The organism is Enterobacter sp. RCC_40 (genome assembly GCF_041360735.1).
In the GTDB taxonomy this organism is placed as follows: domain Bacteria; phylum Pseudomonadota; class Gammaproteobacteria; order Enterobacterales; family Enterobacteriaceae; genus Enterobacter; species Enterobacter ludwigii.
This window is the reverse complement of sequence record NZ_JBFUPR010000002.1, coordinates 376,528-396,936: the sequence shown is the minus strand read 5'-3', so window position 1 is coordinate 396,936 and position 20,409 is coordinate 376,528. Positions and strand designations below refer to the sequence as shown.

The 20,409-nt window shown below is 51.8% G+C and carries 19 protein-coding genes; 11 read left to right on the top strand and 8 right to left on the bottom strand.

Annotated elements, in window-relative coordinates:
- Positions 1 to 7: 7 nt before the first annotated feature.
- Positions 8 to 877, bottom strand: a complete 870-nt coding sequence (locus AB6731_RS10000) for a LysR family transcriptional regulator (protein ID WP_014169025.1) — start codon at positions 875 to 877, stop codon at positions 8 to 10.
- Positions 878 to 991: 114 nt separating this feature from the next.
- Between AB6731_RS10000 and AB6731_RS09995 the strand changes: the two genes are divergently transcribed.
- The 4 genes from AB6731_RS09995 to AB6731_RS09980 all read left to right on the top strand — a co-directional run bounded on the left by AB6731_RS09995 (position 992) and on the right by AB6731_RS09980 (position 4,618).
- Positions 992 to 1,738, top strand: a complete 747-nt coding sequence (locus AB6731_RS09995; protein WP_049022506.1) for a glucose 1-dehydrogenase — start codon at positions 992 to 994, stop codon at positions 1,736 to 1,738.
- A 49-nt stretch (positions 1,739 to 1,787) separates the two neighbouring features.
- A complete protein-coding gene (locus AB6731_RS09990; RefSeq protein WP_148576436.1) occupies positions 1,788 to 3,245 on the top strand; it encodes an MFS transporter in 1,458 nt (485 codons plus the stop codon).
- Between the two features lie 107 nt (positions 3,246 to 3,352).
- Positions 3,353 to 3,736 carry a RidA family protein gene (locus AB6731_RS09985; protein WP_020885066.1) on the top strand — a complete coding sequence of 128 codons (384 nt, stop codon included), beginning with the start codon at positions 3,353 to 3,355 and terminating at the stop codon, positions 3,734 to 3,736.
- 183 nt (positions 3,737 to 3,919) lie between these two features.
- Positions 3,920 to 4,618: an alpha/beta fold hydrolase gene (locus tag AB6731_RS09980; RefSeq protein WP_228176689.1), complete on the top strand. Its 699-nt coding sequence runs from the start codon at positions 3,920 to 3,922 to the stop codon at positions 4,616 to 4,618.
- An 86-nt stretch (positions 4,619 to 4,704) separates the two neighbouring features.
- Here AB6731_RS09980 and AB6731_RS09975 read toward each other — a convergent pair whose 3' ends face one another.
- Positions 4,705 to 6,099: an ATP-binding protein gene (locus AB6731_RS09975; RefSeq protein ID WP_328704302.1), complete on the bottom strand. Its 1,395-nt coding sequence runs from the start codon at positions 6,097 to 6,099 to the stop codon at positions 4,705 to 4,707.
- The gene (locus AB6731_RS09970) at positions 6,099 to 6,776 is read right to left on the bottom strand and encodes a response regulator transcription factor (protein ID WP_020885069.1); all 678 of its coding nucleotides are present in this window, start codon (positions 6,774 to 6,776) and stop codon (positions 6,099 to 6,101) included. The genes AB6731_RS09975 and AB6731_RS09970 overlap by 1 nt, the downstream gene beginning before the upstream one ends.
- Positions 6,777 to 6,981: 205 nt before the next feature.
- On the opposite strand from AB6731_RS09970, the gene AB6731_RS09965 reads away from it, so the two are divergent.
- Complete coding sequence (locus tag AB6731_RS09965) at positions 6,982 to 7,818, top strand: MipA/OmpV family protein (RefSeq protein WP_371006297.1); 837 nt, start codon at positions 6,982 to 6,984, stop codon at positions 7,816 to 7,818.
- A 152-nt stretch (positions 7,819 to 7,970) separates the two neighbouring features.
- Here AB6731_RS09965 and AB6731_RS09960 read toward each other — a convergent pair whose 3' ends face one another.
- The 3 genes from AB6731_RS09960 to AB6731_RS09950 form a co-directional block, all read right to left on the bottom strand.
- Positions 7,971 to 8,288 (bottom strand): YebG family protein, encoded by a 318-nt coding sequence (locus tag AB6731_RS09960; protein WP_371006296.1) that lies wholly within the window; start codon positions 8,286 to 8,288, stop codon positions 7,971 to 7,973.
- 76 nt (positions 8,289 to 8,364) lie between these two features.
- The gene (locus tag AB6731_RS09955; RefSeq protein ID WP_371006295.1) at positions 8,365 to 10,152 is read right to left on the bottom strand and encodes an ATP-binding protein; all 1,788 of its coding nucleotides are present in this window, start codon (positions 10,150 to 10,152) and stop codon (positions 8,365 to 8,367) included.
- Entirely contained in the window at positions 10,149 to 10,781 is a 633-nt protein-coding gene (locus AB6731_RS09950; protein ID WP_014169015.1) for a response regulator transcription factor, read from the bottom strand. The genes AB6731_RS09955 and AB6731_RS09950 overlap by 4 nt, the downstream gene beginning before the upstream one ends.
- A 175-nt stretch (positions 10,782 to 10,956) precedes the next feature.
- Between AB6731_RS09950 and AB6731_RS09945 the strand changes: the two genes are divergently transcribed.
- From AB6731_RS09945 to AB6731_RS09930, 4 genes are all read left to right on the top strand, one after another.
- Entirely contained in the window at positions 10,957 to 11,271 is a 315-nt protein-coding gene (locus AB6731_RS09945) for a lipoprotein (RefSeq protein ID WP_014169014.1), read from the top strand.
- Positions 11,272 to 11,387: 116 nt separating this feature from the next.
- Positions 11,388 to 14,420, top strand: a complete 3,033-nt coding sequence (locus tag AB6731_RS09940; protein WP_371006294.1) for an autotransporter domain-containing protein — start codon at positions 11,388 to 11,390, stop codon at positions 14,418 to 14,420.
- A gap of 255 nt (positions 14,421 to 14,675) precedes the next feature.
- Positions 14,676 to 15,212 (top strand): GNAT family N-acetyltransferase, encoded by a 537-nt coding sequence (locus tag AB6731_RS09935; protein ID WP_371006293.1) that lies wholly within the window; start codon positions 14,676 to 14,678, stop codon positions 15,210 to 15,212.
- A 137-nt stretch (positions 15,213 to 15,349) separates the two neighbouring features.
- Entirely contained in the window at positions 15,350 to 16,246 is an 897-nt protein-coding gene (locus tag AB6731_RS09930; protein WP_044857927.1) for a PhzF family phenazine biosynthesis protein, read from the top strand.
- Between the two features lie 205 nt (positions 16,247 to 16,451).
- On the opposite strand, the gene AB6731_RS09925 is transcribed toward AB6731_RS09930, so the two are convergent.
- Both AB6731_RS09925 and AB6731_RS09920 read right to left on the bottom strand, forming a co-directional pair.
- Positions 16,452 to 18,032: a phosphoethanolamine transferase gene (locus tag AB6731_RS09925; protein WP_371006292.1), complete on the bottom strand. Its 1,581-nt coding sequence runs from the start codon at positions 18,030 to 18,032 to the stop codon at positions 16,452 to 16,454.
- 573 nt (positions 18,033 to 18,605) lie between these two features.
- The gene (locus AB6731_RS09920) at positions 18,606 to 18,932 is read right to left on the bottom strand and encodes a helix-turn-helix domain-containing protein (protein ID WP_032681484.1); all 327 of its coding nucleotides are present in this window, start codon (positions 18,930 to 18,932) and stop codon (positions 18,606 to 18,608) included.
- Between the two features lie 89 nt (positions 18,933 to 19,021).
- Here AB6731_RS09920 and AB6731_RS09915 point away from each other — a divergent pair, with 89 nt between their 5' ends.
- Both AB6731_RS09915 and AB6731_RS09910 read left to right on the top strand, forming a co-directional pair.
- Positions 19,022 to 19,348 carry a nuclear transport factor 2 family protein gene (locus AB6731_RS09915; protein WP_371006291.1) on the top strand — a complete coding sequence of 109 codons (327 nt, stop codon included), beginning with the start codon at positions 19,022 to 19,024 and terminating at the stop codon, positions 19,346 to 19,348.
- Entirely contained in the window at positions 19,348 to 20,127 is a 780-nt protein-coding gene (locus AB6731_RS09910; RefSeq protein ID WP_047357061.1) for an SDR family oxidoreductase, read from the top strand. Before AB6731_RS09915 ends, AB6731_RS09910 begins: the two co-directional genes overlap by 1 nt.
- Positions 20,128 to 20,409 lie beyond the last annotated feature (282 nt).

Below are 20,409 nucleotides of genomic sequence, written 5' to 3'. Positions count from 1 at the left end.
CCGTCGCTCACGTTGACGGCGCCGCGGGATCGGCAAGCATCGCATCGGCGATATCCAGCATAACCCGCAGGCGATCCATATGCCGGAGGTCAGAGTGATATCCTACCCATATATCTTTGGACGGCGGTGGCTCCGGCATGCTGATAGCCGCTAAGCCGGTGATGGCATCACCAAGCGGGCGCGGTAACACGGCGATGCCCATTCCACGCTGGCACATCTGTGCCTGTACGGCCCGGCTGGTACTGGTGAACACACGTCGTGACTGGGGGAACCTGTCGAGCAGCCAGGCGACGTCAGAGAAGTGGGATTGTGCCGTGTTCATCAGAATAAGCCCCACTGCGGCCGGATCGTGTCGGGCGATATCGGCGATTTCCGGCGTTCCATATAGCGCATAGGGGATGCGCATCAGGCGGCGCTGGACAATATCCGGTTCGGTAAAGGGAACGATGCGAAACGCAATGTCGGCATCACGCCGCGACAGGTTAAGTAAGCGGTAGCTTGCGATAAGCTCCGGCACAATCGCCGGATGGCGGCGCGTCAGTTCCTCCAGGACCGGTGCGAGAACATAGTTGGCAAACCACTCTGCTGAAGAGATCCGCAATATCCCTTCAAGACGTTCGTGATTACCGGCGAGACGCCGCTCCATCGCCAGCGCGGAGTTTTCCATCGCTTCTGCCAGCTTCAGCACCCTGTCGCCGGCGTCGGTCAGAACCAGACCCTCCTGTGTCCGGCGAAATAGCGCTTGCTGCGCCTCTTCCTCAAGCGCCTTTATCCGGCGACCAATCGTCGGATGGCTCACACCCAGGCTTCGTGCCGCCTCGCCGAAAGAGCCCTTACGCATAACTGCAAGAAATACCCGGACGTCGCCCCATTCCATGCCAGTGTCTCACCGTACAAAAATGAACATTGAATATACAAAAGTGGCAGTTCCAAAACAACTTTGTCGATATCACTATAGCGTCCTCACCCCCCCAGTCAGGAAATGAATGACATGTACAAATTAAAAGACAAAGTGGCGATTGTAACCGGTGGTTCCAAAGGCATCGGAGCCGGGATTGCCCGTCAACTGGCGGCTGACGGCGCGAAGGTTATTGTCAATTACGCGTCAGGCAAAAGTAGTGCAGATAACGTCGTTGCCGATATACAGGCTGCCGGTGGGCAGGCGGTAGCGGTCGCGGCGGATGTCACCCGTCAGGCTGAGGTTGAGGCGCTGGTTAACGCGGCCATCGACATTTTCGGGCGGCTGGACATTGTGGTGAACAACGCCGGCATTTATGAGTTCGCCCGCATTGAAGAGAGCACAGAGGCACTCTACCGCAGACAATTCGACATCAATGTTCTGGGCCCGCTGTTAATGTCCGGCGCTGCTGCGCCGCATCTGAATAAAGGCAGCAGCATCATTAACATCAGTTCGTTCGTCACCCGCGTCTTTATCGCCGAGAGTGCCATCTACAGCGGCACCAAAGGGGCGATCGATGCTATTACCGGGGTACTGTCACGAGAACTCGGCCCCCGGGGAATTCGCGTCAACGCGGTCAACCCTGGCCTTATCGAAACGGAAGGCAGTCATAGTGCAGGCGCGATGAACTCGGACTTCCAGACATGGAATGAAAAGCAGACCCCACTCGGCCGCATCGGTCAGGTGCAGGATGTTGCGCCAATCGTCTCATTTCTCGCATCAGACGATGCGGGATGGATCACCGGTGAGGTGATTCTTGCCTCCGGTGGCATGCGCTAACGCCCTGCCTCTCAATCTCTGCACATAACCGTTACCTGTGGAGTGTTCCATGTCGACCCCTATCCTCCCGCAAGCCGAGCCGCGTCGCTGGGCAATGTTTGTCATCCTGCTGGTTGGCGCATTTTTGCCCCCACTCGATTTTTTTATCGTCAATGTTGCGCTGCCTGCTATTCAGGACGAGCTGAGCGCCTCTTCCTCTGCTGAACAGCTGGTCATTTCGTCCTATGCAGCCGTGTATGCCGTAACCTTAATTACCGGCGGTCGTCTGGGTGATATTTATGGTCGTGGGAAGATGTTTTTTATAGGGCTTATCGGTTTTGCGGCGGCATCGCTGCTGTGCGGTTTAGCCTGGTCACCATGGGTACTGATTAGTGGACGCGTGTTACAGGGTACTACGGCCGCGATTATGGCACCTCAGGCACTGGCTTCCGTACAGGCCATTTTTCCGGAAGCGGAAAAGCCGTTCGCGTTGAGTATCTATGGCGCTGTATTTGGCCTCGCCTCGGTTATCGGGCAGGTAGTGGGCGGTATCCTGATCTCAGCGGATCTGTTTCACCTGGGATGGCGGGCTATTTTTCTCGTTAACTTGCCGGTGGCGCTGCTGGTCATTCTCTTCGGGTTGCCACTGCTGAAAGAGACGCGTGCGCCATCCGCACAACGACTGGACCCGGTCGGCATGTTACTGGCGACCGCCACGTTGAGTGCGCTGATTGTGCCGTTAATTGAAGGCCGTGAAGCGGGATGGCCCTGGTGGACATGGCTGTCATTTCTGGCTGTCCCGCTGCTGGCGTCGCTGTTATGGCGTTATGAGCGTCGCCTTAGCCAGAACGGCGGTTCGCCTCTGCTTGATCCGGTCGTGTTACGCGCACCGGGGCTGGGCCAGGGGCTGGCGATCGTTTTGCTGTTTTATTCTATCGGGGCCTTCTTTCTTTTGTTCTCCGTTTATCTACAAGATGCGTTGCAGTTAAATGCCCTGACTGCGGGCCTGCTTTTTCTGCCTTTTGGCGTGGGTTTTCTGATCGGTCCGTTGCTAACACCTTATCTGAGGCGTTTTGTCGGCAATTACCTGAGCGCAATCGGGATGGGATGCGAGACGTTGGGGTTAGCAGGCCTGGCAGGGTTGATTGCCCATACCATGATGGGTAGCGCACCGGCCATGCTGCCGCTCGCTGTATTGCTTTTTATCACCGGCCTCGGCCAGGGACTGGCGATGCCGACGCTGGTCCGGATGGTGACAGGCCGCGTTGCACCGGCGTTTTCAGGCATGATTGCCGGGGTAACCAGCTCGACACTCCAAATCAGCACTGCGCTGAGCGTCGCCGTCATCGGTGGCATTTTTTACAGCATGCTGGACACCGGCAGAAGCGGTGCAAATATTACGCATGCCTTTATCGTCGCCCTTCTGGCGATGGCGATATGCCTGGCCACGGGTGCCGCGCTAAGCATCCGACTTATCCGGCAGGCCTCCGGTTTATTTTCTGCTGCGAGCGGCGCGTCTATCAAGTAACGTAACAGACAATCAACTAACTGAGGCGTGGACATCCTTGCTCATGTTCCTCCCCAGCGTGCCGTTTACCCGCAGCAGGTACTCATGCGTCAACCTGAGAAAAAATCATGAAAAAATCGATAGTCCCTGAAGAATTCCAACACTATTTCGATGACTGGCACTTCTCGCCTGTCATCGAAGCAGATGGCACGGTGTATCTCTCTGGTGTTACCGCGGCACGGAAGGACAAACCGATAAGTCAGCATCCGGAAGAACAATTCCATGATGCGTTTTATAAGCTTGGTGTTTATTTGAAAGCCGCAGGCTTAGGGTATGAAAATATTCTTGAGATGACCACTTTTCATATTGATCTTAAAAAACATATAGACGTTTTTTCTAAAGTGAAAGATGAATATGTAAAGGCACCCTACCCGGCATGGACCGCCATAGGCGTATCAGCGTTCATTCCAGAAAATGCGCTGGTGGAAATGCGGATTGTGGCTAAAAAGTAGTGCCACCGTGTGTCCCCAAATCACCCCAGGCACGAACCGGATCGGCTTAAGCGCCGCAAGGTCTGCTACGAACAAACGGCAGACCTCGACGAGACGACAATGTCTTCATCAACTGCAATAGGCTATGTTTACAGATTCAGAAACCCTGGCAATGGCACTGCGGCCAGGAAATGAGGCTTGCCGATGAATGCAGAGAACCTTCCTGTGGTACTTATCCCGGGATTTATGCTTGATGAAACATTGTGGGACGATTTTATCACCGCATTTCCCGAGCGCAGGCTCTTTATACCTGCGAGCCTGGGCCAGGCAACCACAATCCAGGACATAGCCGCTAACATAGTCCAGAAACTACCGGAGCGTTTTGTGCTGGCCGGCTTTTCGCTAGGTGGTTATGTTGCCAGAGCTATTTATGAGGCTTTTCCGGAACGGACAGCGGCGATGATCCTCATTGCCACGTCTCTCAGAGAGGATTCGGCAGAACAGATAAATACCCGTGTTGCTGCAGCGAATATCAATTCCTCCAGAGAATTTAGTGGGCTGAGCACAACGGCCATTAGAAAATCCCTTCATGCTGATCTCGCCAGTAATACGGCCATTATTGAGAAAATCCGTAATATGGGAAAAAGGCTGGGAGCCGATGTATTCAGAGTCCAGTCAGGGCTAAACCGCGAGCGAATAACGTTAAAACCCATTTCATGCCCGACCTACGTTATTGCAGCGAAACATGATCGGCTGCGTTCAACAGAGGAGGCAGAAGAACTCGCCAGGCTAACCGGAACCTGTGTGGATTATGTTGACGGTTGTGGACATCTTATTCCTCTGGAAAAACCGGATGAACTGGCCCAGCGTGTGTCCAGATGGCTCGATAAAACAGGCCTTTAAAATAACGTTGATGCAAACAGAGCCCCCCTATTCTCTGCGAATAAAACGCCAGGTCGTTTTTCTGATTTGTCTGCTTCTGGCCTTTGCTACGCATCTTCGGCTATCTGAGTTGGGAAATCGACAGTGACCAGCAGCCCGCCTTCTGCAGACGTACACAGGCCTACGCTGCTGTTGTGTTGCTGCGCAACCGCGTTGACGATGGCTAGCCCCAGTCCACTCCCGCTTTGCATCTGGTTGGGGTCGCGAAAAAATCGGTCGAACACACGCTCCCTCAATTCAGGCCGAATACCGGGCCCGGCATCTGAGACACGAAGCTGCGTGGCTTTATCCCGCGATCGTATCTCTACTTCAACCCGTCCACCCTCAGGGCTGTACTTGACTGCGTTCTCAATCAAATTGTCAATCAGCGACATCAGGCGCTCCCTGATGCCTGTGATCCAGATTTCATCATCAGAGACGAATTCAAGCTCTATCCTGCGCTCCGTAGCCAGCGGTTCCAGTGCTGCCATTCGCTCCTGAATGAGCGTCGTCAGCGGCACTGGCTGCATAACGACATCAATACGTGCTTCACTGTGCATCATCAGCAATAATTGATTGACGAGTCGGGCAGCCCGGCTGTTGCTGCGAACAATCCCCGCCAGTAATTCCTGTTGAGTTTCATTGCTTACATACGACTGCAGCGCCTCCACGTTGATTCGCATTGCAGCCAGAGGAGTACGCAGCTCGTGAGCGGCATCAGCAATGAAAATCCGTTCCCTTTCCGCGCTTTCGCGCACCCTGGCAAGAAACACGTTTATCGCGTCCACCATTTGACGAAGCTCCCTGTGTTTTGGCATGGCTTTTAATGGAGAGAGATCGTCTGGCGTTCGCAAGGATATTTCATTTACGACCTTGCTCCAGGGTCGCATTGCAATACGAATTGACAGCCACGCGGGAAATAAAAGAAAAGGAATGCATACCAGTAGCGGCAATATGTAATAGCCACGCGAGTTCAGGTAGATAAAGAAGTTCCAGCCTCCTGCAGGCGTCACAAGTGTCACCTCCACATCGGAGTTCCCGGATTTTAGCGTACGGCTGGTCCAGGTGCGCCCCTCACTCTCAATGCGCTGTAATTCCCCAAATTGGGTGTTTACGACCCCTGTTGGTGCGCCATCAGATGAATAAATTATCTCGTTATGTTTGCGAATAATGAGGCTGATTGACAGTTCGGGATCTTCACCTCCGCCATATCCTTCCCGCAACGCCTTACTGAACGTGTTCAGCACATCGGTACGTTCCTGCGGGCGATCGTCCATACTGTCCACCAGCGTAAAAAGGGTTTCGTAGGTCTTACTGCCCGTTAATATCGGGGGGCTACGCAAGTCCTCCCACAAAACAAAAGTCAAAAAAAGACACCACAGCAAGGTCAGCAGCAGCATCTGGGCGATGATGATTCGCCGTACGAGCGTGGGGAGTCTCAGGGTGCGCCAGATATTTCGCATCAATCACCGCCTTTGTAGATCGGTACAGTATCAATGACATACCCCACCCCTCTCACCGTTCGCACATAACCGTCCCCGATTTTTCGACGCAAATTCCCCATATGCACGTCGAGAGCATTACTCAGATTTTCTTTGGTGCCGAAGATTCTTTCTTCCAGAAATCGTCGTGTAAGCACGCGGTCAGCGCGCAACATTAACGTTTCAAGCAGCGCGTATTCACTTGCCGTCAACTCCACGTGACGGGCACTCACCGTCACGCGACGCGTTGGCACATGCAGAGATAACCCTCTGATTTCTATTGCCTCATTCTGAAAACCGTAACTGCGGCGCGCAAGCGCTCTTACCCTGGCCAACAACTCGGCGAGAATAAAAGGTTTAACAAGGTAATCGTCTGCACCGGCATCCAGCCCGCACAGGCGATCCTGTAGCGTGCCTCGGGCAGTCAGGATGATGACAGGGATCCCCTTGAACTGCTGCCGCAAGCAGGTCATCAGGCCCATGCCATCGCCATCGGGCAGTCCCAGGTCGAGCAATATCAGTTCTGGCACGCAGGCATCAAGCTGATGCAGCGCATCCTCTTTGCGGCGAACCCATATGACATCAAATCCTTGATCTGCAAGGGCGATCCGCACGCCATTGCCCAGATCCAGGTCGTCTTCGATTAGTAGAATTTTCACATTGGTTACGGTATCAACAGTGAATGAAGAACGTCTTAAGAAAAAAACGGTTTCGATAAATCTATCAGGTTTACTGCAGCGGTACTTGCTTCAGCGTTTCTTCATTTTCGGCTCATAAGAACCTTAGGGTGCGTATTCAAACTGAGAAAACTGGCGTGAATAACCGCTTGTATCGTCATCATTTGAATCCACAAGGACTTCTTTAATGAGAAACATCGCACTGCGTCATCAGTTTCCTCCTTTGCTCCCGCCTCGCAGCCTGAAAAAAATAGTGCCGGGAGTCGTTCTGGCGTTTCTGACCACCCCGACACTGGCGGCAGAACAGAACCAGGGTAACGTATTGACCCTGGGGGGAGGTGTGGGTATGGCGCCACGCTATTCTGGTTCGGATAAAAGCCGCGCCACTACAGCATTAGTGCTTGATTACTCCATGGCAAATGGCGTCTTTATCAGCACCACGCGGGGTATCGGTTACGGTAACAGTGTCGGTAAACTGGAGTACAACGCTGCGCTGAGCTACCGCGCTGGTCGCAAGGATCGTGACGTGAACAGCGATTCAATAAGCTCCGGCAGTGACGACTTGCGGGGTATGGGTGACGTCAAAGGCTCGGCCATCATTGTGCCCGGACTGGGGTATAAGGTGACCGACTGGCTGAGTGTGCAATTGCAGGCTGAAGTGCCGGTTTCTGAAAGAAACAACGGTGAGGCCCTGCACTTCGGGATTATCAGCCCGCTTTATACATCACCGAAAAATTCCCTGACGCTGGCCCTGACCACCAGTTGGGGATCCAGCAAATACATGCAGACTTACTACGGAGTGAATGCCGCACAGTCAGCAGCATCGGGGTTTTCCCGACATGATGCTGGATCCGGTATTTATGCTTACTCGCTGAATGTGGACTGGACCCACAAGCTCACCCCGGACTGGAGCGTAGCTGTCGCAACAGGTGTTACGCAGTTGACGGGAGATGCAGGCAATAGCCCCATTGTTCAACGAAAAACGTCGCCCACGGGAAGTTTGAAAGTGACGTACAGCTTCTGATCGTGATGGGATGAGTGCTTCCCGACGACTTCTCGCGCTGAACTCTCAATAATATGTATTCGTCCCGCCCCTGTCAGATAACGGGGCGGCACTCAACACGCCCTGATGCCCCCCTGACTCGGGGCATCAGAATCGATGATGCACTCTGGCGATCAGGCAGCTTTAACGGCTCTGATTTTTTTACTGCCAGCCGCATCTGGCTCGGGGTTATCTGTGGCAGTGGCGGCATTGAGATCGGGAAGCTTGCTGGTACGCAGAATATGCTGCACGGCCTCTTTCTGCTCGGCGAAATACAGCCCAAGATTTTCAGCCTGCGTTTCATCCATCTGCATTCCGCTTTGCAACAGCCAGTCGGTGAACGCTTCTGCCATGTCGAGCAGTTTGTCGTGAGCGTCAGCCTCTTTTTTACTGGCAAATGTCATTTTCTCTTCACCTTTTCGTACGACAACATATTTTGTTTCAACAGCCATTATGCACCTCTCATACTGTATTTATATACAGTATAGTATTTCCAGAATTGTGTTGCAGTCAAATTGTACTTTCGTTTTAGCCCGAGCCTGCAGACCACTGTGTCAGTAGCGCATGCAGTTTGGCGGGCTCCAGCGGCTTACGCAACACCAGGTAGCCTTCCTGCTCCGCTTCCAGCAGAACCGGCGAGTTAAACTCCCCGCTGACCATCGCGCCGCTCATGTCGGGCAGACGTTCGAAAAGTGCTTTCAGGATGTCGAACCCGCTTTCGCCGGATCGCAGGCGCTGGTCGCACAGTACAGCAAATGGCGTGAAACCGTCGTCAATGATGGCAAAAGCGTCTTCGGCCGAGGCCGCGCAGCGCACGTTAATCCCCCAGAGGCTCATCAGGCTCTCCCAGGCGGACGTCACCAGCGGATCGTCGTCAACGACCAGGCAGGAGCCATGCAGTGGCGCATAGCGTACTGGGGAAGCGATGTTGTCACCGGCGGGCAGTGGATCCACCGCTTTCACGTCACCCGTGTATTGAGTAAAGCGCATCCAGAAGCGTGAACCTTTGCCTTCAATGGAGTGCATTCCATACTTCACGTTCATCAGCTTGGCACAGCGGGCAACCACCGCCAGGCCCAGCCCGAGCCCTGCGCTGTCGATCTTCCATGCCAGCTCGGGGCGGTAGTAAGGCGAGAAGATTTTGCTTTTTTCGTCGTCGGCAATCCCCACCCCGGTGTCCCATACTTCCACCAGACACTCGACACCGCGCGGACGGATGGCAACCAGCACACCGCCCTGTTGCGTATAGCGAAGGGCATTTTGTATCAGGTTAATCAAGGACTGACGCACCAGCAGCGGGTCCCCCATCACGAAGAGGCGACGTTTGGGCCGCCAGGTTCGCAGCCGCAGTGCGCGACTGTTGGCCTCTTCGCGAAACAGGGTGATCACCGAGTCGAGAAGCGTGCCGATGTCCACGCGTGTAGGGGCGGTCATCACATTGCCAGATTCAATTTTGCTGAGATCGAGCAGGGAATTGAACATCAGGTGCACCGAACGAACGCTCTGTTGCAGGTCAAGCAGCTGCGGCGTCAGGCTGTCGTCCTGGTTTCTGTGGATAATGGCTTCGATCAAAAAGCCCATGGCATGCACCGGCTGGCGCAGATCGTGGCTGGCGGTCGTCAGGAACTGATTTTTATCGAGCAACGCCTGTTCCGCTTCTTCTTTGGCCTGCCGGAACTGCTCCGCCAGGCGTGAGCTTTGCTCTTCCAGCAGTGCTTGCTGAATAAAGAACGCGTGGGACGTTAACGCATGGCGGTAGATTGCGAAGCCGTACAGCAGGTTCAGCATCAGCACGATGAACATCAGGTCATCCAGTCGCAGGATGATACCGAGAGTCAGAACCCCCCAGGAGGCAAAGAAAAACCGTGTGAAGGTGCTGATGACCGGCGTCAGATGCGTCGCATTGGCAGCGACAATAGCGGCAATGCTGATATTAAGGAGCAGGAAAAAGTCAAAATTCTGCGTCTGCGGGGTAATTAAATAGAGTGATGAAATCCCCAGCCCGTGAAAAAAGGCCACCTTATTAATGCGCGGAAGCCAGCGGCGCAGGACGGCCTCATCATCATTTTCTTTAACCTCTTGCTGATAGCGCCGATGCACTATTCGGATCGCCACAGCACAGAGCAAGTAAATTATTATCCAGGTGATGGTTGGACCCAGATCGTCCCCCAGCAAATGGATCCAGATAGCGAAAGGAATGCCGACAAAAGGCACAGCGCTAAAGCTGAATACCAGCCGCAGAAACGTATTATTCAGCAGGCGAATTTGCGCGGGGGGAGAGATGCCATCGTTCTGTGAACCCTGGAAAAACCTCATTCCGACGGCTCCCGTTTGCCATGCAGTAGCGTGATGGCTTCCACCCGACTGTTAACGCCTATCTTTTTCAGAATATTGCTGATGTGTTCTTTTACCGTGGGCTCAGAAATAGAAAGCTGGGCGGCAATTCTTTTATTTGGCAGGCCGCGCATAATCATATTCAAAACATCAATTTGCCGCGGCGTTAAGTTAAATTTACTTAACTGCTCATTATTCGTCTTAACGGCACATTCGTTTGCACAAGGAAACCATGTCAGATTATCCGCCAGGGCAAAAACGGCCCGTGAGAATAATTCAGGAGGTTCGCTTTTCAATACGAAACCGTGTCCTCCGGCCGTATGCACTTTCTGCCAGATATCGTTATTTTCATCCCCACTGACGACCAGGAGGCGCACCTGAGGGTAAAGTTGTTTCACTTCTTTGAGTAATTTCAATGCCGTACCGGAAGATAGCCAAAAATCGATTACCAGTAAACGTGGCGGGCCATTTTCCCTAATATGACGGTAGCAATCTTCTTCATTCGTCACAACATACGCCTGTTTGAACCGGCAATGTGTAATCAGAAAATTGGCGATGCCGCTTGCTACCAATGGATGATCATCAACGACCAACGCATAATTCTGCCCCAAAGGAATCTCCTTTCACCTTCGCGTATCTGAGAGTACAGATGAATTATTATCGACCCACCCTACTTTAGGAGGGTTTTTTCAATTAGGAAAGAGAAATATATTACCCGCTGATTTGGGTAATAGAAAACATAAATACAATCAGTGATTTTAACTGGTTGGATATAAAGGATAATTTATGAAAAGACCACTAATCGCTTTAACCGTTACGTTGATGCTAGCCGGTTGTTCCACCCTGAAAACCGATCAGGCTATTCCACTGCTGCAGGCGGAAACCGCTAAAATGCTGGGGCTGGGCTCGTCGGACGAAATAACGGTGACCAACGTGAATGGTGCCCAGCCGGATGCGTTGGGCGGCCAAAAACTTTCTTATCGCGCCACGACAGAAAAAGGGCGAATTTTCGATTGCTCATCAATGATGATGCCTGGAATTTTAGGATCTGCGCCGACGCTAAGCGCGCCGACCTGTACGCCGGTTGTCACGCATAAATAATTTCCTCAATACCAAAAGGCGTACAAATAATAACGCCTTTTAAATTTCCCGACACATTTGAGTTTCATATAAAAACGATTTTCCAGACATCATGCTAATGAGTACGGAGATAGCCCGTGAATAACTCTACATCGCATTATTTAGCGGTTAAGACACCGCTTTCCAGACTTTACCTCGCTCTATTTTCCGCACCGCTGTTGATGCTCTCCCCTGCCGATTTCGCTCGCGCAGCGGATGCCATTTTTGACGGCGACGCGCGTGTTACCGAATCTTTAGGTTACACCGGCGATGTTTACGTCGGCCGTAACCAACGTGGGAACCTGCTGATCGATAATGGCAAAATCACTGCCTATAACATCAATATCGGTCGACTGTTCAACGGCCAAATTTATGAAAGCGCGGTCACGGTCCGCGGACCAAACGCTGAGCTGAACGCGGTTAACGATCAGTACATTCTGCGTGGTGGCCTGAATCTTGGCCTGGGCACCCTGCGAGTCGAAGACGGTGCGCTGGCCAGCGCGAAGGAGATCGTGGTCGGTACCACCCGTGGCTACGACAGCCACCTTATCGCTACGGGCGCCGGTTCACGCGTCGTCAGTAATTTTCTCAGCGTTGGCACTGACCTGGGTGCCCGCTCCACGCTGGCGATTGAAAACGGTGCGACGCTCAACACTACCTACGATGCCCGTATCGGCAATGGTTCCGGCCCAGATGAAACCGACAAGCTGAGCCCGAAAGCCACCGTCACGGGATCCGGTTCGCAATGGAATGTTGGCCGTACGCTCACGCTTTATGGCGATCTGGACGTACTCAACGGCGGAGCGGTTAACGTGGGCAACATTCAGGTGGCGGGCGTCTCTGGCGCACGTAAAACCGCCGAGCTGGTTATCGCGGGCGAGGGCTCGCGTTTTACCAGTGCCAGCAGCGTTAGCGTTGGCGATTACGGCAATGGCGTACTGTCGGTCATGGACGGCGGTGCATTTTCCGCAGGCGGTAATGAGCTGGTAGTGGGGATGACGGGCTCTGGCTCGAACCGGGGCGCGCTGATAATCGGCAGCCGCGGCAATATGGACTCCGGTACCGGTTTAACGGAGCCGACGCTCGGCGCGGCGGGCGGCGCGGGCACTCTTGATGCGAAGACGGCAATCAGCCTTCGGGGTGGGTTATTCGGCAGCTATGTCTACTTCAACCATACCGACGGAAATTACGTTTTCAGCAACAAGATGAGCGGCGAAGGTGAAGTGATCAATACCTCCGGCCAGACCACGCTGAACGGCGATCTTTCAGGGCTCAAGGCGAACGTCACCGCGCGCGGTGGAAAAGTCATTATTGCCAGCAATATCAACACCCAACCCGAAGACGATATTTTTGATGTGCAGACGCTTAGCGCCGAGAACGGCGGCACGCTGATCCTCAACGCGACGGCGGGATCGGAGGTCAGTAACGGACAAGGTTACAGCAGCGCCGCGTCGATCAAAGCCGGCGGCACGCTGGGCGGTGACGGCACGCTGGGCCAGACAGAGATCCTCTCCGGCGGCCATATCTCGCCCGGTGATGGTACTATCGGCACGCTGACGCTGAAACGCTACCTGAACTTTGTGGGTGAATCGTTCTATGACGTTGATATCGCCGGTGACGGCCGCAGCGATCAGTTACTGGTGTCTGGCAAAACGACCATCAGCGATCAGGCTAAAGTACAGGTTACCGCGCTGGATCCGCAGACCAGCTACAAAACGGGCCAAAGCTATCGCATTCTAACCTCCGACGGGGGAATTGACGGCCAGTTCGCCGGGGCCATCTCCAAATCCGCCTTCCTGGACGTGGCACTGAAACAGAGCACCGACGCTGTCGATCTCACCATCGCGCAGAAAGAGACCGGCGGAGAGAATCCTGGGGGTGAAAACCCGGGGGGTGAAAACCCGGGTGGTGAGAACCCTGGGGGTGAAAATCCGGGTGGTGAGAATCCAGGCGGCGAGAACCCAGGGGGTGAAAATCCGGGTGGAGAAAATCCAGGAAGTGGTAAACCGGGTATTTTCCAGACGGTGGCCAACACCAGCAACCAGTGGAATACCGCCGGCGCGCTTTCCACGCTGACACAAAACGGCCCTTCCCTGGCGCTGTATAACTCTCTGCTGGTACTCAGCGCACCGCAAGCGCGCGAGGCGTTCAACCAGCTGTCAGGTGAAGTTTACCCGTCGGTACAGTCTAACCTGATCGCCGGCAGCACTCAGCTGTTCAACGTACTGAACCAGCGCATGCAGCGCGCGTTCGATAATGACAGTCTGCCGATACCGCCGTTAGCGATGTCGCTGGTACAACAGCCGGAGCAACAAAATAACGGCGTATGGGGCCAGACCTTCAGTTCCTGGAGCAGAACGAGCGGCAACGGTAACGCAGGCAAGCTGGACGGCAACACCACCGGCTTCCTGCTGGGCGCGGATCGCACGTTGGCTGACCATAACGTACGTGTCGGGGGGTACTTCGGCTATAGCCGTGGTGATTACGACGTCGATAGCCGTCGTTCATCCACGGATACCGATAACTATCACCTTGGCCTGTATGCCGCAGGGCAACAGAATGCGTTCTCACTGCGCGGCGCGCTGGGTTACACCTGGCACAAGATTGAAGGCGAGCGCAACGTTGATTTCAGTGGTTTCTCGGACCGCCTGAAGTCAGATTACGACGCCAACTCGCTGCTGGCGTTTACCGAGGCGGGCTACCGTTTTGGCCAGCCGGCGATGAATGTTGAACCGTTTATCAACCTGTCCTGGATTCGACTGCATACCGACAGTTTCAGGGAAGATGGCGGTGCCGCCGCGCTGAGCGTGCGTAATGAAACGATGAACACCTTCTACTCCACGCTCGGGATGCGCGGTGTCACCGAGCTGCCGAAAAACGTTAACCTGTATGGTTCGTTGGGCTGGCAGCACGCCTACGGGGATAAAAACACTTCATCGCGTATGGCATTTGCCGGCAGTGACGCGTTCATCACCCAGGGCCAGGCCGTTGATGAGGACGTGATGGTGGGCGATATCGGCGTCAGCGTACAGCTGTCGCGCGCTGCGACGCTGGATGTCGGTTATCAGGGGCAACTCGGTCAAGACACCCGCATCAATTCAGTCAACGCTAACCTGCGCTGGTCGTTCTGATTACCCTTTTCAGCATTTATACAGACCCGCGTACTGCGGGTCTTTTTTTGTCCGTTTTCTGTCCATCGCAAACTGATATCTGGTGAGGCTGACCTGTTCCCATTGGTTAACACACCAGGGTATTCGTCGTGAGCGTTTCGCCACGACAGCACACAATCGGATCTGTCGAATTACGTCAAAACACATATATGCTTAAATCAGAGAGCATCAATTAATGAAAGACATATTCCCGTCAACACATATCAGGAGGTCTGTTTGCGAATTGAAACAACTCGATTGTGCCTTCGCCCGGTAATGGCATCAGACGTAGCCGATCTCTTCAGAATTTATGGTGATCCGGCGACGAACACGTTTAACCCCGCAGGCCCCTACCCGGATATTGATCATGCAAAAACGGTTCTCAATCGCTGGCTCGCCCACTGGCAAACTCACAGCTTTGGTAGCTTCGCCATATCGCTTCTCGAATCCCCTGAAAAAATCATCGGATTTGGTGGTCTGAGCATCCGTAGCTATGGCGATTGTGTGATTAACAATCTTGGATATCGGTTATCGACAGATGCCTGGGAAAAAGGCCTGGCGACAGAATTTGCTACACGCGCGGTAAGGTATGGTTTTGATGATATGCAACTCACCGAGATCTCAGCCGTTGTCAGAGCTAACCATCTGGCATCACAGAACGTTCTTGAAAAAACGGGACTGAGATATGTCAGAGATATACATGATATTAAAGACGCACCGCCGAGCCTTTTGTATTCACTCACCTTAACGGAGTGGATGAACAAAATCAGGTAAACATCACCTTCCGTCGTTAAGGTGAAAAATACGCATACAGGTAAATGCCAGTGGGTTATGTTTTCACGTGAGCGTATATTAAAACGACAAACTCGTTGAGTATAAATTCATTTTAAGGCATGGAAGTTGAGGTCCTGGTGAGAAGACGTTATGTGATTGCAGATGTGTTTACTGATAAACCGTTTTGCGGTAACCCGGTAGCTGTCGTTCTGGATGCCGAGGGATTGACCACTGAGCAAATGCAGCTGCTCGCGTTAGAATTTGGCTACAGTGAAACAACGTTTGTTTTACCTCCTGAAGAGCCATCACATACGGCTTGGGTACGGATTTTTACCCCGACGCGTGAAATCCCTTTCGCTGGTCATCCCAATATTGGGACTGCTTTTGTCCTGGCGTATCAGGCTGAACTGAATGGCGAATCGCTACCTGAAACGCTGATATTCGAAGAAGCCGCCGGGCGGGTACCTGTCAGGATTATCAGAGAAAATGCAAAGGTCACGGGTGCAGAGCTTCTTGTTCCGCAAGCTTTATCCTGCCACTCAGAAGTCAGTCCAGAAAACGTGGCGGCCTGCCTCTCTCTTGAAGCCAGTGATATACGCACTGAAATGCATATGCCTGTCGTCGCCTCTGTTGGCCTGCCTTTCTTGATTGCCGAACTCGCGACCCGAAATGCGCTTCGCTGTTGCGTACCCAATTTGCAGGGTTTCCGGGCTATTTTGCCCCTCGACGGTGCGGTGTCCATTTACGCCTATACGCTGGAAACGGATCCTGAAGACCCGTGTGATTTGCAGGCCCGGATGTTTACGCCACGCATGACCGAAGATCCGGCAACAGGCAGCGCGACTGGCGCAGTAACAGCCCTGCTGGCTCAGCTTCGCAATAAAAAAGAGCTCTCTCTTCGCGTAAGCCAGGGCGTTGATATGGGGCGCGCCAGCATATTATTTTCAGGTTATGACGGCACTGCAGAAAGCCCGTCAGTTCGGGTAGGAGGAAAAAGCGTTATTGTCATGGAAGGCTCATTTACATTGCCCTGACAGCCGCGGGGAATGAGGTGCGGATGTCGCAATTTTTATCACACCCGGTGAAGATTGACTCAGAGCATAGTGTATAAATCAATCAATGGAGAGCTGGTCATGAATATTGAGAGTACGAGCCAGTACCTCTTCAGGCCTGGCTCCCATAGTCATGTATTTTCAGTCAATCGGCAGAATAATTTTTAACTAAAAATCATAGCTTCAACTACTTTATATCCGTCCAATTAAATTTCTTACCCGTTGTATCCTTAATTACAATCGGTTTTTGATAGTCCTGTAGCCACTTTTGCAAGCTAACGATATCATTTTCAACCCGATGTATTCCGAGCCATAATTCGGAAAGGGTATTCGCATCATCGGTAGACCATGGCGTATCGTAGTTTCCGATCAACTTATTCTTTCTTTCAACTTTAGGGCTATACCAAATGAAAGTTGGGACAGATAACGCTTCCCGGGGTGGATTAGCCCCCGCATGGTAATATACCACTGAACGTGAAGGATCGCGTATTAAGGCATGGTCAGAAAAGTAAAATACAGAAGAGCGTGTATTTGAAAGTTGGCTAAAAACTTTCCCCATAACATAATCCGTGAAGCGCACAGAGTTATCATAGCAATCATCATCTTTATTTCCATCTTTAAAGACGGAAGCATCTTTTGGGAAGCGCGCGCAGGCTGGTTCGTGGCTACCATAAAGATGTAGCACAATTAATTTCTTACCAGATGTTTTCAGCGTTGATTCAAGTTCTGGGAGCAAAGAGTCATCGAACCCCTGCTCAATCCACTGATGGTGTTTGGTTTTCATAGCGATACCTGTAATCACATTATTATATGCGCCCCCTTTTCCCTGGTGGCTAAACCAGTACGTATCGTACCCGGCTTTGTTCGCTATACTAATAATATTGTCACTGTACTTAGCGGGATCTGCTTCCTGTACTGAATCAGCAGTGAGCGCAAGTGGCACAGCCATAATGGTCACTGGCGCGGGGCTAATGGCATGCTGGAACAACAGAAGATTTTTCCTTTCTGCTTCCAGTTCAGGAGTCGTGCTTCGCTCATATCCATATATGCTCATATTTGCACTGCGCTCAGACTCCCCAATAATAATTACATAATTATCAATTCCGGTATCTGATAGTGATATTGAATAGTCAGGTGTATTATTATTAATACTGGAGGCAATACTCATATCAGAGATGGCTTGCATAAAGACTGTAGCCGTGCTCAGCGGAGTTGAATTGACAACACGTTGAGCAAGGCTATCAACATTGCTTTTTCGTAATTGATGCAGTATACCCTGTACAGTATAGCCAGTTAGCAAAAGCACGAATAATATTGCAGGGTATCGCCTATACTTTAACAGCAGGGTACTTGTGCTACAGTTGATAGTTAAAACAAATAAACACAGCAACCCCATAAAAATTGCACAACTTCTCCAATAAACGGCTAACATTGAAAACGCTTCGCTACCTGTAGTATTTATTACACTTAATGCAAAACCATAGTCAAATTTAGCATTGAAGTGATTCCAGGCATACATCTGAAGAGATAAATCAGCAGCGATTAATGTTAAAGCTATAAAGCCAATAAGGTTTTTTAATATTTTGCTATCAATGCTAAGAAGTGTTAATAACAGAAAGGCAAAAACCAAGGTGCGATTAATGACCAAATTATAACGCGCACCAATAAAATTAACAATAACAACAATGGATACTGAAATTATAAAAAACGCCCCACTTAAAACAAATCTAAAATTATCATAACAAATTTTTTTAAGAGTTAATAACATTTCATAGCACCTAAACCGGCTCGGTTTTTATCCGTTTCATTTAAATATAGAAAATAGTGTGGATCTTGTTTATTATATAATCAGCTAAGCTTGATTAATTAATGCAAATATGCTCCATAAGCTCAAAGGGTTCACAGAATCAGGACGCCTTGTTTAGCTTTCTTAAGGACTTTTAGAATATGAAACGCTGCGGGTGCCAGAGTCTATAGTATGCCGGCAATCTTCGGTACTACGAGGATTAGTAGATTTCGATTTTCATACTTCGCTCTTTATCATGTTCCCTACTCCACTCAATGCGTTGTACGTCCGCATAACAGCCTATGAGCAGGGATGAGGCCATATACCAATATTCCTCCTTTTCATAATATTGCCCATTATGGGATTGGTTGTGTTCATAATTTAACCCAGACGATATATTCAATAATAGTACCTTGCATTGAATTTAGAATAAGTCGAGAAAAATAATGTCCACTCCCGGCACAAAGCGGACCAAAATAAGAGCCGCAAGGTCTGCTATCAGCAAGGAATGAACATCAACAATTTTCGATCATAAACAAAAATGTACCCGAGCACCTAAACCTCGCGTTTTTCTGCCCATTTCAGCATCGCATCGAGAGCCGGACACAGCGCCTGCCCCCACTCAGTGAGCCGATATTCGACTTTCGGCGGAACCTGGGGATATACCCTACGTGACACAATGCCGTCGGCCTCCAGCTGTCGCAGCTGTTGTGCCAGCATCTTCTGCGAAATTTCGGGGATCAGTTTTTCAAAATCAGAATAGCGTTGCACCTTTCCGTCAAAAAGATGAAACAGAATAATGAGTTTCCAGCGACCTTCCAGCATTCGCAGAACTTGTTCCACGCCGCTTGCGGCAGATTCCGGGCTATATAACTTACTCATAATTCAGTTGCTCACTTTTTTGTGCGTACTTGTCAATTTTACAGTCTATGTTAAAAATTCCCGTACTGTAAATAACGGGAGTAAGGGCCATGTCATTATCTCTACCGCAAGCTATTTCAACCTATTTTGCGATCGGCACTGGTGCCGATATTGCCAGCGTTAAGCGCTGTTTTACCCTCAATGCCGTCGTGTTCGATGAAGGTAAAACCCATCGGGGGCACGCGGCAATCGAGGCGTGGCAACGCGCGGCGCGGGCTGCGTTCGACTATAGCGTTCACCCCATTGAAGTTCTCACGCAAGGCGATCGAGTAATAGTCACCACGAACGTTGTCGGTAATTTTCCCGGCAGCCCCGTGATGCTTACACTTACTTTCGGCCTCGCTGGCGACAAGATTGCGGCTCTGGAGATAATCTGATGCTGATGGATCTTGATTTACAGGGCAGACGTGTTCTGGTTACCGCAGGTACCAAAGGGATCGGCAAAGCAGTTGTCCACCTTTTAAAACAGCAAGGGGCAACGGTGCTAACCACCGCGCGTCACGAGCCCGCAGAATCTACCGCAGACGCTTTCGTGGCGGCGGATCTGACCACCATCCAGGGATGTAATTTAGTCGTGGACGCCGTTCAGAAACACCTGGGCGGCGTCGATATCATCATCCACGTAGCAGGCGGTTCTACCGCTCCCGGCGGTGGGTTTGCAGCCCTTGGGGAAGAGGAATGGCAACAGGAGCTCAATCTTAATCTGTTGCCTGCGGTACGCTTAGATCGCGCGTTGTTGCCAGGGATGTTGGCGCAACAGGATGGGGTGATCATCCACGTCACCTCTATTCAGCGTGAACTGCCGTTACCGGAATCAACCACCGGATATGCGGCGGCCAAAGCGGCACTGTCGGCGTACAGCAAAAGCCTGTCGAAAGAAGTGTCCCCTAAGGGGATTCGGGTGGTGCGTGTGGCGCCTGGCTGGGTAGAAACCGAAGCATCGGTCGCGATGGCGGAACGACTTGCTCAGCAGGCAGGAACGGACTACGAGGGCGGTAAGCAGATCATCATGAATGCACTCGGTGGAATTCCGCTGGGCCGTCCTTCAAAGCCCATCGAAGTGGCGAACCTCATCGTCTTCCTCGCGTCATCCTGTGCTGCCACTATTACCGGTACGGAATATGTGATCGATGGCGGTACTGTCCCGACGGTATAATTTTATATCTGAAACAGTACATTATTTTGAGCCTTAACGTTTCCTCACGACAAACGAGTGGCCAGGCATAACGTCCGCTTAGGGCATAAAGCGGCCTGATATAAGAGCCGCAAGGTCTGACTTGAGGCATAGATGAAGGCAAAAAGTCGCGCGGCGTTGAGTCCATAATGAAATGAAAGCAGCAGTGAATCCCGCCGGGAATGGGTTTCAGCATCTGCTCATGCTAAAGAGCAGAACGCTACGCGCAACTTCAGGTCCACGTTGAACAAAGGGCAGACGACC